This is a genomic window from Ruegeria sp. HKCCD6426, assembly GCF_057221115.1.
This window is the reverse complement of the sequence record NZ_JBWVBF010000002.1, coordinates 821,560-837,538: the sequence shown is the minus strand read 5'-3', so window position 1 is coordinate 837,538 and position 15,979 is coordinate 821,560. Positions and strand designations below refer to the sequence as shown.

At 54.8% G+C, this 15,979-nt stretch carries 12 protein-coding genes; 6 read left to right on the top strand and 6 right to left on the bottom strand.

Annotated features, from left to right (window positions below):
- Positions 1 to 2: 2 nt before the first annotated feature.
- Together AC2TDA_RS08695 and AC2TDA_RS08690 are read right to left on the bottom strand one after the other, a co-directional pair.
- The gene (locus AC2TDA_RS08695; RefSeq protein WP_480845445.1) at positions 3 to 809 is read right to left on the bottom strand and encodes a metal ABC transporter ATP-binding protein; all 807 of its coding nucleotides are present in this window, start codon (positions 807 to 809) and stop codon (positions 3 to 5) included.
- Positions 810 to 1,763, bottom strand: coding sequence for a metal ABC transporter solute-binding protein, Zn/Mn family (locus AC2TDA_RS08690; RefSeq protein ID WP_480845498.1), 954 nt, complete (start codon positions 1,761 to 1,763; stop codon positions 810 to 812).
- Positions 1,764 to 1,961: 198 nt separating this feature from the next.
- On the opposite strand from AC2TDA_RS08690, the gene deoC reads away from it, so the two are divergent.
- From deoC to AC2TDA_RS08675, 3 genes are read left to right on the top strand one after another with little or no spacing between them, the layout of a single operon-like run.
- The gene (gene deoC, locus AC2TDA_RS08685; protein ID WP_480877272.1) at positions 1,962 to 2,960 is read left to right on the top strand and encodes a deoxyribose-phosphate aldolase; all 999 of its coding nucleotides are present in this window, start codon (positions 1,962 to 1,964) and stop codon (positions 2,958 to 2,960) included.
- An 11-nt stretch (positions 2,961 to 2,971) separates the two neighbouring features.
- Positions 2,972 to 5,305, top strand: coding sequence for an aldehyde dehydrogenase family protein (locus AC2TDA_RS08680; protein ID WP_480877275.1), 2,334 nt, complete (start codon positions 2,972 to 2,974; stop codon positions 5,303 to 5,305).
- 24 nt (positions 5,306 to 5,329) lie between these two features.
- Positions 5,330 to 6,139 carry an SDR family oxidoreductase gene (locus tag AC2TDA_RS08675; protein WP_480877278.1) on the top strand — a complete coding sequence of 270 codons (810 nt, stop codon included), beginning with the start codon at positions 5,330 to 5,332 and terminating at the stop codon, positions 6,137 to 6,139.
- A 983-nt stretch (positions 6,140 to 7,122) separates the two neighbouring features.
- On the opposite strand, the gene AC2TDA_RS08670 is transcribed toward AC2TDA_RS08675, so the two are convergent.
- From AC2TDA_RS08670 to AC2TDA_RS08655, 4 genes are all read right to left on the bottom strand, one after another.
- Positions 7,123 to 7,920, bottom strand: a complete 798-nt coding sequence (locus tag AC2TDA_RS08670) for a sulfotransferase family 2 domain-containing protein (RefSeq protein WP_480845441.1) — start codon at positions 7,918 to 7,920, stop codon at positions 7,123 to 7,125.
- Between the two features lie 174 nt (positions 7,921 to 8,094).
- Positions 8,095 to 9,156, bottom strand: a complete 1,062-nt coding sequence (locus AC2TDA_RS08665) for a hypothetical protein (protein ID WP_480845440.1) — start codon at positions 9,154 to 9,156, stop codon at positions 8,095 to 8,097.
- Positions 9,128 to 10,549, bottom strand: coding sequence for an MBOAT family O-acyltransferase (locus AC2TDA_RS08660; protein WP_480877279.1), 1,422 nt, complete (start codon positions 10,547 to 10,549; stop codon positions 9,128 to 9,130). The genes AC2TDA_RS08665 and AC2TDA_RS08660 overlap by 29 nt, the downstream gene beginning before the upstream one ends.
- 135 nt (positions 10,550 to 10,684) lie before the next feature.
- A complete protein-coding gene (locus tag AC2TDA_RS08655) occupies positions 10,685 to 11,650 on the bottom strand; it encodes a UDP-glucuronic acid decarboxylase family protein (protein WP_480845497.1) in 966 nt (321 codons plus the stop codon).
- 296 nt (positions 11,651 to 11,946) lie between these two features.
- Here AC2TDA_RS08655 and AC2TDA_RS08650 point away from each other — a divergent pair, with 296 nt between their 5' ends.
- From AC2TDA_RS08650 to AC2TDA_RS08640, 3 genes are read left to right on the top strand one after another with little or no spacing between them, the layout of a single operon-like run.
- Complete coding sequence (locus tag AC2TDA_RS08650) at positions 11,947 to 13,419, top strand: NAD(P)/FAD-dependent oxidoreductase (protein ID WP_480877281.1); 1,473 nt, start codon at positions 11,947 to 11,949, stop codon at positions 13,417 to 13,419.
- A gap of 47 nt (positions 13,420 to 13,466) precedes the next feature.
- Complete coding sequence (locus tag AC2TDA_RS08645; RefSeq protein WP_480877284.1) at positions 13,467 to 14,957, top strand: hypothetical protein; 1,491 nt, start codon at positions 13,467 to 13,469, stop codon at positions 14,955 to 14,957.
- Positions 14,950 to 15,957, top strand: a complete 1,008-nt coding sequence (locus AC2TDA_RS08640) for a glycosyltransferase family 2 protein (RefSeq protein WP_480877287.1) — start codon at positions 14,950 to 14,952, stop codon at positions 15,955 to 15,957. The genes AC2TDA_RS08645 and AC2TDA_RS08640 overlap by 8 nt, the downstream gene beginning before the upstream one ends.
- The last annotated feature ends 22 nt before the right edge of the window (positions 15,958 to 15,979 follow it).

Below are 15,979 nucleotides of genomic sequence, written 5' to 3'. Positions count from 1 at the left end.
AGTTACCCCAGCGCGCGCGAAATCTGGTCGATCTGCGCCGTAGCCAAACGTCCGCCATACGCGGATTGCAGAGTTTCAGCGGTGAAAGCTTCCGAAACCGGACCTTCTGCCACTTTACGGGTGTTGATGAGAAAGACATGGTCGAAATAGTCCGTCACAGTGGCCAGGTCGTGATGGACAACGACGACTGTTTTACCGGCCTGTTTCAACGACTTCAGAACCGCGATGATTGCCTTTTCTGTGGCCGCATCGACCCCCGCGAACGGTTCATCCAACAAATACAGATCAGCATCCTGAGCCAAGGCGCGAGCCAAAAAGACCCTCTGTTGCTGACCACCCGAAAGCTGACCGATCTGGCGATCCGCAAAATCGCGCATCCCAACCCGGTGCAGGCAGTCCATCGTGCGAGAGATATGACGAGCACGAATACGCCCCAACAGACCGAGTTCGCGCGAAAGCCCCATCATCACCACGTCCAGCACACGCGTCGGGAAATCCCAATCCACGCTGGAGCGCTGAGGGACATATGCGATCCGTGCACGCTGTTGCTCTAACGGTTTGCCGTAGACTGTCACTTGCCCGGAAAGCGGCTTCAAGATACCCAGCGCCGCCTTGAGCAGCGTCGATTTACCTGCCCCGTTCGGCCCGATGATCGCCGTCATCGCTCCGGGCTGAGCGGTCATGTCCACAGAAAACACTGCCGGTTTTTGCCCGTAGGACACTGTCAGTCCGCGAATAGCCAGCGGGCTGCTCTCAATCCCCTTGTCTTCAACCGGGGATCCCTGAACGGACGCAAGCTCGAGTGTCATTTAAAACCCCGCAGACAATTTGCTGTTCATGCCGCGCGGCGGGGCATCCGCCCCCAAAGCCCGCGCAATCACGGTGATGTTGTGATCCAGCATCCCGATATAGGTGCCTTCGTAAGTGCCTGGCTCGCCCATGGCATCTGAATACAACTCACCACCCACGCTGACATCGTGCCCTTTGGCCGCAGCGCCTTCGATCAAAGCGCGCATGGATCGGTCTGATACCGAGCTTTCAACAAATACAGCGGTCAGTTGACGATCTACCAACGTGTCGACCAAATCTCCGACCCGGTTTAATCCCGCTTCGGACTGGGTCGAGATACCCTGAATCCCCAGCACCTCGTATCCGTATTCCTCACCGAAATAACCAAATGCGTCATGCGCGGTCACGAGTACGCGGTTATTTTCCGGCACTCCGGAAAGAACCTTTTTGCCATACGAGTCCAACTGGTCAATCTGGGCCAGAAACGTCTTGGCATTGTCCTCAAAATCATCGGCGGCCTCGGGCCGGGCTTCGATCAGAGCCTCTTGCACCTGAACCACAACGTCGCGCCAAAGAACCGGGCTCATCCACAGATGGGGATCAAACTTGTCTGCATAGTCGTCATGAGCACGCAGTTTGGACTTGTCCACACCGTCCGCCACTGCGACGACATTCCGCTTGCGGCTGAGGTCATGAAAGAAATCCTCCATCTGCGCTTCCAGATAAAGCCCATGCCACAAGATCACGTCAGCGCGGGTCATCGCCACAATATCACTGCGTGTCTGTCGGTAAGCGTGCGGGTCGACGCCGGGCCCCATCAGGCCCTTAACCTCGACCTGATCGCCTCCGATCTGACGTGCTGCATCGGCGATCATGCCCGTTGTGGCAACCACTTTCAATGGTTCTTGCGCCCAAACGGCGCAAGGCAATGCTGCGGCGAATGCCAACACGGCAAGAAAGCTGCGGCGAATCATCTCTGACCTCATTTCGGTGTCCTCTTGAGAATGAATATGCGAACCATTCGCAACTAAGTCAACGCAATTGAGAATTATTCGCAAGAAAATGTTATTTTTGTCCATTTGGTCAAAAAATATCACACTACAACCTCCAGACATCTTCCATTTGGTCGCGTCCCATGCGACTTTGGCGCAAATCTCCCAAAGGACGCGATGATGGAAACGCAGAGCACAGAAAGCCCCGTGCGCACCGCGCATCTGCCGCAAGTGACCGAACCCCGGAACCCCGGCATGGAACTTGATCTGGACTGGGTGCGGGCCGTACAGGCAAATACCTCGGCGATCGAACGACGCGCCGCGACCCTGCCCGGTCGCCGGTCGGTAAAAAAGGACTATCAGGCCGCATGGTTGCTGAAGGCGATCACGATGATCGACCTGACCACCTTGTCCGGCGACGATACGGTAGGTCGCGTACGCCGCCTGTGCGCCAAGGCCCGGCAGCCCGTTGCGCCTTCGGTTCTGCAAGCGCTGGATATGCCGCCCATCACAACTGGCGCCGTTTGCGTTTATCACGACATGATCGAAACCGCTGTGAACGCGCTGCAGGGTACCGGTATTCCAGTTGCCGCGGTCTCCACGGGCTTCCCCGCCGGTCTTTCCCCCTTTCATCTGCGCGTAGCGGAGATCGAAGAAAGCGTGAAGGCCGGTGCCGAAGAGATCGACATTGTGATCTCTCGCCGCCATGTGCTCTCGGGTGACTGGCAGGCCCTTTATGACGAGATGAAAGCCTTCCGCGTAGCCTGTGGCGATGCACATGTGAAAGCTATCCTTGCCACGGGCGAATTGGGCAGCTTGCGCAACGTCGCGCGCGCTTCACTGGTTTGCATGATGGCCGGGGCGGATTTCATCAAAACCTCGACTGGCAAGGAAAGCGTCAACGCAACCCTGCCCGTTTCGCTGGTGATGATCCGGGCGATCCGCGACTACTATGACCGCACCGGATATCGGGTCGGGTACAAACCTGCGGGTGGCATTTCAAAGGCCAAAGATGCGTTGGTATACCTGTCGCTCATCAAGGACGAGCTGGGCGACCGCTGGCTGGAACCTGACCTGTTTCGCTTTGGCGCATCATCCCTGCTGGGCGATATCGAACGGCAATTGGAACACTTCGTCACCGGGTCCTACTCGGCTGGCTACCGTCACTCCATGGGCTGAGGACAAGAACAATGACAGTCAAAGAGATTTTCGAAACCATGGATTACGGCCCAGCCCCCGAAAGCGCCGCCGAAGCGTTGGCCTGGCTGGTCGATCAGGGCGACAAGTTCGGCCATTACATCGAAGGTGCCTTCACCAAACCAGGCAAAGGCTTCGACAGCCGTAACCCGGCGACCGGCGAGGTTCTGGCCAAGCTGACACAGGCAAAACAGGCCGATGTGGATTCCGCCGTTGCGGCCGCCCGCAAGGCGCAGCCGAAATGGGAAAAGTTGGGCGGCGCAGGCCGTGCCCGGTACCTCTACGCCATCGCGCGCCTGTTGCAGAAGCATTCACGCCTGTTTGCCGTGCTGGAAAGCCTCGACAACGGTAAACCGATCCGTGAATCGCGTGATATCGACATCCCGCTGGTGCAACGCCACTTCTACTACCACGCCGGTATGGCGCAGCTGATGGAAAGTGAATTGCCCGATGCCGAGGCTCTGGGTGTTTGTGGACAAATCGTTCCGTGGAATTTCCCGCTCCTGATGCTGGCGTGGAAAATCGCGCCCGCGATTGCCATGGGCAACACTGTCGTCCTGAAACCGGCCGAATACACCTCTCTCACCGCTCTGCTGTTCGCGGATATCTGCACGCAGGCCGGGCTGCCAAAAGGCGTGGTCAACATCGTCACCGGCGACGGCGCGGTCGGCGAGATGATCGTGGCCTCGGACGTGGACAAGATCGCCTTTACCGGCTCGACCGTTGTGGGTCGGCGTATCCGCGAGGCGACGGCTGGTTCGGGAAAAGAACTGACATTGGAGCTGGGTGGCAAGTCGGCCTACATCGTATTTGACGACGCCGATATCGACAGCGCTATCGAAGGTCTGGTCGACGCAATCTGGTTCAATCAGGGACAGGTCTGCTGTGCTGGCTCGCGCTTGCTCGTGCAGGAGGGTATCGCCGACCGCTTCCATGACAAGCTGCGTGCGCGCATGGACAAGCTGCGCGTCGGTGATCCGCTGGACAAGTGCATCGACGTGGGCGCCGTTGTCGACCCGGTCCAATTGCAAACCATCAAAGGTATGGTCGAAAGTAACACCGTTGGTCACGTGCATCAGGCAGCTTGCGAGCTGCCCGCGAATGGCTGCTACTACCCCCCGACACTGATCTCGGGCCTCGAAACGTCTGATCCGCTGATGCAGGAAGAGATCTTTGGCCCGGTTCTGGTCTCGTCGACCTTCCGTACCCCGGAAGAAGCGGTCGAACTTGCCAACAACACCCGCTACGGGCTGGCCGCGACGGTCTGGACAGAGAATGTGAACCTCGCGCTGGATATCGCGCCCAAACTGGTCGCGGGTGTGGTCTGGGTGAACGCTACCAACCTGTTCGACGCTGCTGCCGGATTTGGCGGTGTGCGTGACAGCGGCTTTGGCCGTGAAGGTGGTTGGGAAGGTCTGTCGGCCTATACCAAACCCAAGGGCAAGGCCAAGCCGTTGGCGCAGGTCGAAGCCATCGTTGGCGAAGGCGCTCCGGTCGATCCGATTGACCGCACCGCCAAGATGTATATCGGCGGTAAGCAGGCGCGGCCTGACAGCGGGTATTCGAAACCGATTTGGGGCAAATCCGGCCTTCTGGGTCATGTGGGACTTGCCAACCGCAAAGACGTCCGCAATGCGGTTGAGGCCGCGGCTGGCGCGAAAGGCTGGTCCAAGACCACCGGCCATCTGCGCGCGCAAATCCTGTATTACATCGGCGAGAACCTCTCGGCCCGAGCCGATGAGTTCGCAGCCCGCATCGATGCCATGACCGGCAGGAAAGACGGCGCGAAAGAAGTCGAAGCCTCGATCCAGCGCCTGTTCACAGCTGCCGCCTGGGCCGACAAGTATGACGGTCAGGTGCACGGTGTGCCGATCCGAGGCGTGGCAATTGCGATGAAAGAACCGGTTGGCGTGATCGGAGCACTCTGCGCAGATGAAGCGCCGTTGTTGGGTCTCGTCTCGGCCATGGCACCCGCGATCGCGATGGGTAACCGAGTGGTTCTGGCCGCGAGCGAACCCTATCCGCTGGCAGCAACCGATTTCTACCAGATCCTTGAAACCTCGGACGTGCCTGCCGGTGTGGTCAACATCCTGACCGGCAGTCATGCGGAGCTGGCGAAGCCGCTGGCCTCGCACCTGAACGTAGATGCGGTCTGGTCGTTCTCGTCCACCGACCTGTCAGCCGAGATCGAGGTCGTTTCTGCCGGGAACCTGAAACGGACCTGGGTCAATAACGCGACGGCATTCGATTGGAGCATGGACCATTCGCGCCGCTTCCTTCAGGCTGCAACCGAAATCAAGAACATCTGGGTGCCCTACGGCGAGTAGGGCTCCCTTTTAAGGGAGGCCTACATGGACTTTTCAGGAAAGACCGTAATCGTCATCGGCGGCACCAGCGGTATCAACCGGGGCATTGCCGAAGCCTTCGCAGCCTCGGGTGCCAAACTGGCGGTGGCGAGCCGGTCTCAAGAAAAGGTCGATAATACTGTTGCAGCGTTGATGACGGCCGGTGCGGCAGATGCCATCGGCGCAGCCTTTGACGTGCGCGACCCCGAGGCAGTGACCGCAGGCCTGAAAGAGTTCCACGAAGCGTTCGGAGATTTCGACGTTCTGGTTTCCGGCGCGGCGGGCAACTTCCCAGCGCTGGCGGCCGAGATGTCGGTCAACGCGTTCAAGACCGTGATCGATATCGATCTGATGGGCACGATCCACGTGATGAAAGGTGCGTACCCTTACCTAAAACGCCCCGGAGCCAGCATCATCAACATTTCAGCCCCGCAGTCCTATCTGCCTTACGAAGGTCAGTCCCATGTCTGCGCTGCGAAGGCAGGGGTCGATCAAATTACGCGCACCCTGTCGATGGAATGGGGGGTCGAAGGCATCCGTGTAAACTCGGTCGTTCCCGGTTTCATAGAAGGTACCGAAGGCGCAAAACGGCTGGCTCCTACCCCGGATGCAGGGGAGCAGTTGCGCAAGGATGTCCCGCTGGGGCGCTGGGGGCAGCCGCAAGACGTTGCCAATGCGTGCCTGTTTCTAAGTTCGGACATGGCAAGCTATATAAGCGGGACGGTTCTGGCCGTAGACGGCGCGTTGTATCAGCGTGGATCAGGGAAGTTTGGTCAGATGATGGGGCAAATGCTGCGCGCACAGGCAAAGGCCTGAACATCCGCGTCGACACCGCGCGAACTCGTTCGTATGTCGGTCGACAGGTCTTCTTCTGCAAACAGCCCACTCCAGCCCCACATGGAGGACCCAAGTTGAACCTAACGCGAGGGCGGTCATATATTGATTGGCCCAATCGTTGATCAGTGAAATCGGGGCGATGCTTCTGTGACTGCCTATTTCCTGCCGCAGCCTTCGTTCAACAGGGTTTTGGCTCCGTGGCCTGCATTTGACAACCGCAACACGAGCAAAGGATTTTGCGCCAATCGTTACGCTGTCGTGTCCCAAAGCAAGTTTCAATTCTGGTTCTGTAGTTCGAAAATATTCCGACCAAAACCTGCAACCCAAGTTCTTTTCCGCGAGAAGTGAGAACCCGGAATTAAAATGTAATACAGATTGCCTGAGAGCAGCGAACCAGCCGGATCAGTAGCTTGGTTGTGTACCCGGTGCGCGTTTGAATACGCACCTTACGTAAACGGCCAAACCGACGAGAAGTGACGACAACATACCTACGGTTACGTAGAGAACAGCTGCGCCTAACAGGGATTGACCAAGTATCAATGCGGTAACAAAGGTCATCAGGCCAGCAATCGTCCCTAATCCCATTACCACAACCAACATGACACCCATCTCCGTCCTAAGCCGTGCCGGAGGGTCTGGCGATACGAGGTAGCCTCGCAGCTGTACCCTTCCAAGGCAGTTTCCTCATCATTTCTGGCTAAAGTGTGGCCAAGATGTGTTGAATATTGCTTAAGCGAATTTTCAGGGGTCTCAGTTGACAGTGGAACAAAGCGCGATTCACCAACTGAATTGCTCCAACCGCACGTGGATCGTGGATATTCTGCCGGACTGCACTGCCTCATAAGTATAATAGCGTCTCTGATAGGACTCTTGACTGTAAAGTGGCGTCACTTTGCACCGACTCCATCGTAAATTGAATCCGTGATCTGGAATACAGCGATTTTGGGCGGTGTTTTGCCTATTTATTGGTCACTATCATGATCGCGCGTTAAACGAGTACCGAACTTGCGGCGTGTTTGGCGCAGGTTGTCAAAAAACCTGTTGGATGGACGCGAGGCTTCTACGATGGCTTGATCCCGGTCTGCGATATCCTCCGCAGTCAGAATTGGCGCTGCTGCCAGCGGCTTAGAGTGATCCGGATCATAACCAAAACGGTCAAAGTCGATGTGATATAGTTCGGTTATGAGGCGAATTTCGACCTGAGTCGGCTCGACTTTTGCAGTGGAAACCCGCCGATAATCACCACGCTTGTTCACATGAGCCAAAAATCGCGGGCCAGCTTTTTGACCCGTCACATGATCGAACCAAGGGATTAGCGCGTCCAGGCCGTGCTCCAGATAGAATATCTCGGCCTCCGGCGGGACAATCTCATCCATGGGCCGCAAGTGATTGTCGTAGGCGTAAGGAGGCAGGTCCATGAGTGTTTCAAGCCAGGCCCCAAAAGTTGTATCGGCAGATATCTTACGCTCAACTTCCATCTGGAAATGGTAGGCGCTGACGACCCGAGACACTGGGTGGCGTACAATCGCAAAAGACTGGTCGAAAAAATGTTCCGGAAACAGGCGGTCCAATGCAGACAAATTGATATGCTGCGGTGACGTTTTCGACCAACGCTCTTTTTCGTCGATCATGTAGAAGCGCGGATCCGAAAATGCGAGACCACCAAATCGATTGGTAACGTAATCGGCCACTGCAGAGCCACCACATTTGGGAACGTGCGCGTAGTAGATAAGCTGAGTTCCGGCTCGGAAAAATGGCATGGTTCAACCTTTGACAACTAATACTAACTTTACACATTCCCAAGTATAGCGAGAATATCTGCGTGTTAATCCATCCTGCGTTATCCGTCTACGGAGATGTGCAAGAAGCGGAATGTTGGTCCCAATATCGCAACTGATTTGCACCAAACGCGGCTATTGTTCAGGTTGCGGTGCCTATTGCGAGTTTCCAAAATCGAAGCGCGTGCTGCCGTTTTCTTGCATGGCCCTGGCGATTTCTTCCGCCAGAAGGGCAGTCAACTCCTCGCGCCTGGATGCATCCACGTGAGAGTAATCCGGCAAGTCGATAGCTTCTACCCCTGAGATATCCTCAAAATGCAGGCTGATCGCGGGCAAGTCTGCGACCATTGGGTCCCAGAATTCTTTGCGGGGGAAAGCTTCGTAGCCGATCTCGCGTACAGGGCCAGATGATGGCATTCGCAACAGCACAACTTCGCCCCCCCGTTTGTTGATCCTATCTATTAGCTCTCCAAGTTCATCATAGTAACCTTGCCAAACCTCGTCCGATATGGACTGGAGAGCTATGTCCTCGCCCTGCTTTCGAGCCGAAGCTACGACACTTTCCCGAAGGCGATCGACATCTGAATAGGCAAAGTTTATATATTGCTGCCGCTCACGATCCGTAACGACGTGATCTGGCATTTCCATAGGCCGACCGAACCGAAACAGGTTTCGGGCCATTCTCGCAAAGGAATAGTGCACATCTCTGAACGCCGAGAATGAGGCGACAGTATCCTTGAGCCGCGTTTCAACCTCGCGGGCCCAATTCCATTGTCGATTGTAAAAAGTCGTAAACTCGGTTTGTTCGTCACGCCCCAAGCCGGGAACCAGCCAATGCGGCAATAGTGACAGGATCACCAGGCCGCTGAAATTCTCATCATTGGCCAGTTCTTCGAGCGTGGCAAAAGGCGCGGTACCAGCATACGATAAATTGTAAATCTCTGCGCCAGGCAAAGCTTCGCGCAGGACGTCATGAGACATGTTCGACTGCATACGCGACGCCCCTAACAAAGCTACGGCCTGATGAGATGGATCCTTCGACAGCTGATCACGAACCAACGACCAGCGCGACACTGTGTTATCGAAACTGGGAACCGCACCCAAACTGCGGATCCAAATTTCGACGACAGCAATAACTCCAACACCCAGAAGAATTGACATGAACAAGGTGCGAATCGGGAGCCAGCGCTTAGAACTGGAAATAGATGAATGTGTCATATGCTCCTCCCCCCGTCAGACCAATCATCGCCACCATGAATCCACCAGCCAGTACCCGGCACCAGTTTGGCATCGCCCTGACCATATCTTCGAACCGGCGCCCTCGCATGGTCCAGTGAACGGCGACCAGGGAAAAGAAGCAAACTAATACCAGAATTTTGTCTGTCGAGGACAGGATCAAGTCAGTTTGGGGCGGCATCAGGAAACTGGCAAACATATCCTGAACTTGATGAAAATCGCGGGACCGGAATATAATCACAAGCAAGGTCAATATCGAGAGCGTGAGCGCCGAAATACACATTGTCGCCAGACGCGTACTCCAAATCTTCCAGGTTCCAACCACGCGTTGTAATGCAATTTCCGTGACCAGCACTACACCGTTCAGAAACCCCCAAAGGATGAAGGTAACGCCCGCCCCATGCCACAATCCGATAACCGTCATGGTCAAAAGCTGAGCCCACAGTTTGTACACGAAACTGGCCTTCTTTCCACGGATCGAGGCATAAAGGTAATCGCGAAACCAACTGGACATCGAGATATGCCAGCGTTGCCAAAAATCCTGCATGCCAAGCGCGGAAAGCGGCGCGCGAAAATTCTCTGGCAGGCTGAACCCCATCATCATGGCCAAGCCAATTGCAATAAGAGAATAGCCAGCGAAATCACAGAAGATTTGTACATCAAAGGCAACCGCGCCGAGAAGAACAGTCTCGCTTGGCAGAGTGCCTGATTGTGCAAAGACTCGGTCAACCACCGGAGCCATCAAGCCGTCCGCGATGGCAACCTTCTCGAACAACCCTATCAACACAAGGGTCGCGCCCCAGCCAAACCGTTCCAATGTGACAACGGGTGGCTTGAGTAATTGCGGCAGAAAAAACCGGGCGCGAACGATCGGACCGGCCACAAGCTGCGGGAAAAACGTGACAAACAACGCAAAATCCAGAAAAGAACGCGTCGGTTTGGTGCGGCCGCGATAGAGATCAATCGTGTAGCTGAGGGTCTGGAACGTGTAGAATGAAATCCCGACCGGTAATAAAATTGTCCAGGGTGCCGGTTCGTATGTAATGCCCACCAATCCAACGAGGTTGACAAATCCGTCCAGCAAAAAACTTCCGTATTTGAAATAGCTTAGCACACCCAGATTACCGATCAGGCTGATAATTAGCCAAAACCGCTTTTGTTTGACCGAAATGGCCTTGGCGATCCGATAGCCGCTGACAAAGTCCAGAATCGTAGAAAGCAGAATCAGCAGTAAATAAGGCGCGCTCCAGGCGGCATAAAACAGATAGCTCATCAACAGCAGGATCAGCTTCTTACTTCGCCAGCTGAAATTCAGAAAATAGACAGAGAAGAGAACAATCGCAAAACAAGCAAACAGGTAACTGTTGAAAACCATATCAGATCGTACCCTCAGGCAAGATCTGCGGGTACTCGATAGGCGTGATGGGTATTATGATCTGCATTGGTTCTTACAAAACTGGGTCCTTGTGCCTGACCTGAATTTTTCCAAACGGGTCAAAGAAGTTATTTGTCACAGTAGAGAATCGAAATATGTGATCGTGGCCTTCAGGCCCGCATCCAATTCGACCTCCGGCTTCCACCCCAGAATTTCGTTTGCGCGTTTTATGATCGGCCGCCTCTGTGTCGGATCATCGGGCGGCAGGGACAAATAGGTCAGTTTTGACTTTGACCCGGTAAGTTCAAGAATGGTTTCAGCGAGTTGCGTCATGGAAATCTCAACCGGATTACCAAGATTTATTGGCCCCGTGACGTCATCGCCGGTTTCCATCAAGCGGCATAGCCCATCGACAAGGTCAGTTACAAAGCAAAAACACCGGGTCTGGCGGCCGTCACCATAGATGGTGATTTCCTCACCTTTAAGTGCCTGGACAATGAAATTCGAAACGACCCTTCCGTCGTCAGGATGCATGTGCGGCCCATAAGTATTGAAAATACGAGCGATTTTGATTCGGACCTGATGTTGCCGGTGATAATCAAAGAACAATGTTTCGGCACAGCGCTTGCCTTCGTCATAGCATCCGCGCAACCCGATCGGGTTAACATTGCCCCTGTATTCCTCGGGTTGAGGATGCACCAAAGGGTCGCCGTAAATTTCAGAGGTCGACGCCTGCAGGACTTTGGAATTGGTCCGCTTGGCCAGTCCCAGAATATTCATGGCACCGTTAACCGTCGTTTTGATGGTTTGCACAGGATCATTCTGGTAGTGGATCGGGCTGGCCGGGCAGGCCATGTTGTAAATTTTGTCCACCTCGAGATACAGCGGGAATGACACGTCGTGACGAACAAGCTCGAACCGGGGATTGTCCATCAAAGGGGTTATGTGCCGCCTGCGACCGGTCGAGAAATTGTCGACGCAGATGACCTCGTCGCCGCCATCAAGAATTCTGCGGCAAAGATGCGACCCCAGAAATCCGGCGCCGCCAGTTATCAAAACTCGTTGAGGTGATATTTTTTCCTGAAATTTCTGAGGCACGATGATAAAACTTCGTTTCTAACTACATACAGGTCGACTTATTCGAAAAAATCATCTTTGCCTGAGCAAGGCGAGCGATTTCTGCGCCTGCCTTCGAATACGTCTAGCTACTGAGACAAAGCGATATACTATCATCAATTGTTTCCGTTCAGGCAATCTTTGAGGCGCATTCGACGAAAAGAAGTGCTATTCAGGCAAAACTAGGCGATTTTCTCTTAAGGAGTCTAGCACCCTTGCTTTGTTCAGGTGGCGGGTGGAAGGGTTAGGATATTGGTAAAAGTGATCAGGATTTAACGAATATGACCGTTTCCGATAAGCAGACAGCAGTGATTATTGGCGGAGGGCCGGCTGGCCTGACAAATGCATTTGAGTTGCAGCGCATCGGTTCAAACTGCAAGCCGATCGTTCTGGAAGGCGCTGCTCTGGTTGGGGGAATTGCCCGTACGGAAAGCTACAATGGCTTCCGCTTCGACATCGGTGGGCACAGATTCTTCACCAAGATTCGCGAGATTGAGGACATATGGCATCAGATCTGCGGCAAGGAATTCATTACCGTTCCACGTCAAAGTCGCATCTTCTATCAGGGCAAGTTTTACGATTACCCCCTGAAACTGACCAATGCGCTTTATAATCTGGGGCTCTACGAATCCTTCCGCGTCATGGCCAGCTTTGCCAAGTGGCGCTTGTTTCCGAGCAAGCAGGAAGACACGTTCGACCAATGGGTGACCAACCGGTTCGGTGGGCGCTTATACCATCACTTTTTTCGTTCCTACACGGAAAAGGTCTGGGGGGTGCCCTGCTCGGAGATTCGCGCGGACTGGGCCGCCCAGCGCATCAAGGACCTGTCATTGACCAAGGTCGTATGGAACGCAATTTCCGGTGCCAACGATTCGTCCAGCCTGATCGAAGAGTTTCAATATCCCCGCCTTGGCCCTGGTCAGATGTGGGAGCTTATGGCCGAGCACATTGAAAACCTGGGCGGCGAAGTGCGCATGCAATCCTACGTAAAACGGGTCATTCGCGATGGCATGCGAGTGACGGGCGTCGAAGTCGAAGCCCTTGATCCCGAAACAGGTAAAACGCGCACTTATACCCAGGAGGGCAACACTTTCTTCAACTCGATGGCGTTGCGCGATCTCATCCGTACGATGGACCCACCGCCCCCTGCAGAGGTTGTTGAGGCGGCAAACCGGCTGAAATACCGCGACTTCATGATCGTCACCCTCGTGCTGGATCATTCGGACCCATTCCCTGACAACTGGATTTATGTTCACGAACCAGAAGTTCGCGTCGGGCGCATTCAGAATTTCCGGGCTTGGTCGCAAGACATGATGGCCGACAAGTCCAAAGCGTCGATCGGAATGGAGTATTTCCTCAACGATGATGAGGAAATGTGGCGTATGGACGACAAAGACCTCATTGCTATGGCCGCTCGAGAATTGGAGCGCGTGGGCTTGGCGCCCGCGACGACCGTCATTGACGGCGCGATAATCCGGCAGCCTAAGGCCTATCCGGTTTACGATGCGGAATACATGGAAGCATTGGAAGTCGTGCGCATCTGGTTGCAGCAACTCGAGAACTTTGAAACCGCAGGCCGCAACGGTCTGCACCGTTACAACAATCAGGACCATTCCATGCTGTCGGCAATGTATGCGGCGCGCAACATGATGGGGGCCGATTACGACGTATGGAACGTCAATGTTGAGCGGTCCTATCACGAAGAATTTCAAACCAAACCATACGAACGGGGTGAGAAAGCCAGCGCCGCCTAATGGTGGACGGGAATGTTGCCCAGTGTTTGATCACCGGGAATAACGATATGAGTATTAAAACATCAGGACCTTTTCGATACGGCGGTTTATGGCTGCTGGCGGCTCTCGCTATGGGCATTTCCGTCTATGCGTTGAATGGCGGGCTGCTGTTTTACTTTGATACTGCGGGTTATCTCACTCAGGGTCTTTCTGCCCTTGAGGGAATGAAGCTTTTGCCAACCTCGGCAGAAGAGGTTCAAGCTGGAGCCCAAGGCGGCGGCGTCCCTGAGACCGGGCAGACTGTGAATGGATCACGGTCTCTGTTTTATGGGCTGGTTGTCGCAACATTGACCAGTTTCGCCCGGCTGGATCTGATCCTGTTGTTGGACGCATTGGTCGTTTTTCTTGCGGTCTGGCTTGTGTCGCGGGTGGCGCAACGGGCCGACCAGGCCATGCTGTCCCCGTTCGCCATCGCAGGAGCCGCCCTGTTCTTTGCTTCTTTCGGCGCACTGCCTTTTTATCTGGCTTATGTGATGCCGGACATTCTGGCTCCGGTTCTTATTCTGATCCTCGCGCTTCTTTCGGGTTATGCGAACCGGATGCGTTGGTGGGAAATCACGCTGGCATTGATGTTGGGTATTGCAGCAGTGCTGTCGCATCCCTCGCATCTTGCAATGGCAGTGTTGAGCTTACCTTTGGTCGCGCTTGTGGCTATGAGTGTTCAGCGTCCCGGCTTTTGGATTGCACCGGTACTTGTTGGGTTGATGATCGCTGGCGGTGTGGGCGAACGGATGTTCTTTCGCATGCAAGTGACCGAGCGCACCGGATCAGAGGTCTCATACAATCCCTATCTTACCGCACGTCTGATCCAGGATGGGCCGGGATACGCCTATCTTGAAGAATATTGTCCCGACCCGACGATAGCGACTTGCGCCCTTTATGACGCGTTACAAATGTCGGACGATCCAATGCGTTTGACCGCAACGCACATCATCTTCGAAAAAACGGCTGAACTTGGGTCACTCAGGCACCTGGACGAGTTGACTCAAAAATCCATCGGCGATGCCCAATACCAGTTTTTCATGGACGTTTTCTTCGACAGACCGCTTCACACCATTGGCGCACTGCTCAAAAACACGATGGCACAGGCCACTCTGTTCAGCATTCAGCAAACAATCCCTAACGACAACGCACGTACCAGTGTCCTGAGCGATCCAGAAATACCTGCCGGCACATTCACGGACGGGCGCCTAAGGCGTGATCAGGGGTGGAACTCTCCGCTTCATGTTATTCAGTCAGGCCTTTACGCCGTTTCCCTAGTCGCGATTTTCGTGCTTCTGATCAAACCTTCGCCAATCTCCGGGCGAATGAAGGCGCTGGCAGCAATGGTGTTGCTTGGCATTCTGGTTAACGCATTCGTCTGTGGTGGCCTGTCACAACCTGCGGCACGCTACGGGGCGCGCGTTATCTGGCTGTTACCAGTGCTGGCGGTAATTTTATTGGGATTTGCACGAGCGGACTACTTCAAAGAAACGGTTGGGGGCGGCCAGCATGGGTGACGTAAAGATTAGTGTAATTATGCCAGCCTACAAAGCAGTGCATCTGTTGCCGCGTGTACTGCCGCCTCTTTTGGGCATGCGTGACCGCGGCGAAGTGGCCGAAGTAATTGTCGTCGATGATGCATCCCCCGATAACACCGCGGTTATGGCCCGCCAGATGGGGGCCGACGTCTACGTGATGAGCCAAAATGGCGGGCCGGGGGCCGCTCGGAACTTTGCTGCGACCAAGGCCGCCGGAGACGTATTGTGGTTTGTCGATTCAGACGTGATTGCAAAAGACAATGGCGCGCGGCGCTTACAGGACATCTTTGGGGCCGGCGACGTTGCAGCAGCGTTTGGATCTTATGATGATAGTCCCGAAGGTCCGTGGTTTTCGCGCTACAAGAACCTGATGCACCGCTTCTATCATCAAAGCGCCCGACGTCAGGCGCGCACCTGGTGGGCGGGATGCGGCGCCATCTCGGCGAACATGTTCAAGCGCGTTGGTGGTTTCGATGTGGACACTTACCGCATCCCTTCGATCGAAGATATCGAGCTCGGCTATCGCATTCACGCAGCCGGGGGTGATATCGTCGTTGATCCCGGATTGCAGGGCAAACACCTCAAGATCTGGTCCGTCCGAAACTCCGTCCACACGGATATCTTTTGCCGGGCCTTGCCTTGGGCGCGCCTTATTATCAACCGCGAAGGCTTGAGCGATGACCTGAACACTGGATGGATGGAGAGAATTCGCGCCGGGTTGGCAGGGCTTGCGGCGATTTCTCTGATTGCAACAGTCGTTCAACCTGCGTCGTGGCCGCTGCTGGCATTCCTGCTATTGCTGATTTTTGCAACAAACGCCGCACTCTTTCAGTTCATGTGGAAAGCGGGTGGCCTGATATTTGCCATCAAGGCGCTGCTTTATCACCAGTTTTACTATCTATACTCGGCCTGCGCCTTCGTTTGGTGCCTGTTCGAGTACCATATCCTTGGTCGAAGGAACCGTTTGCATGTGCCATGAGTTTCTCAGGATCACCTTCAGT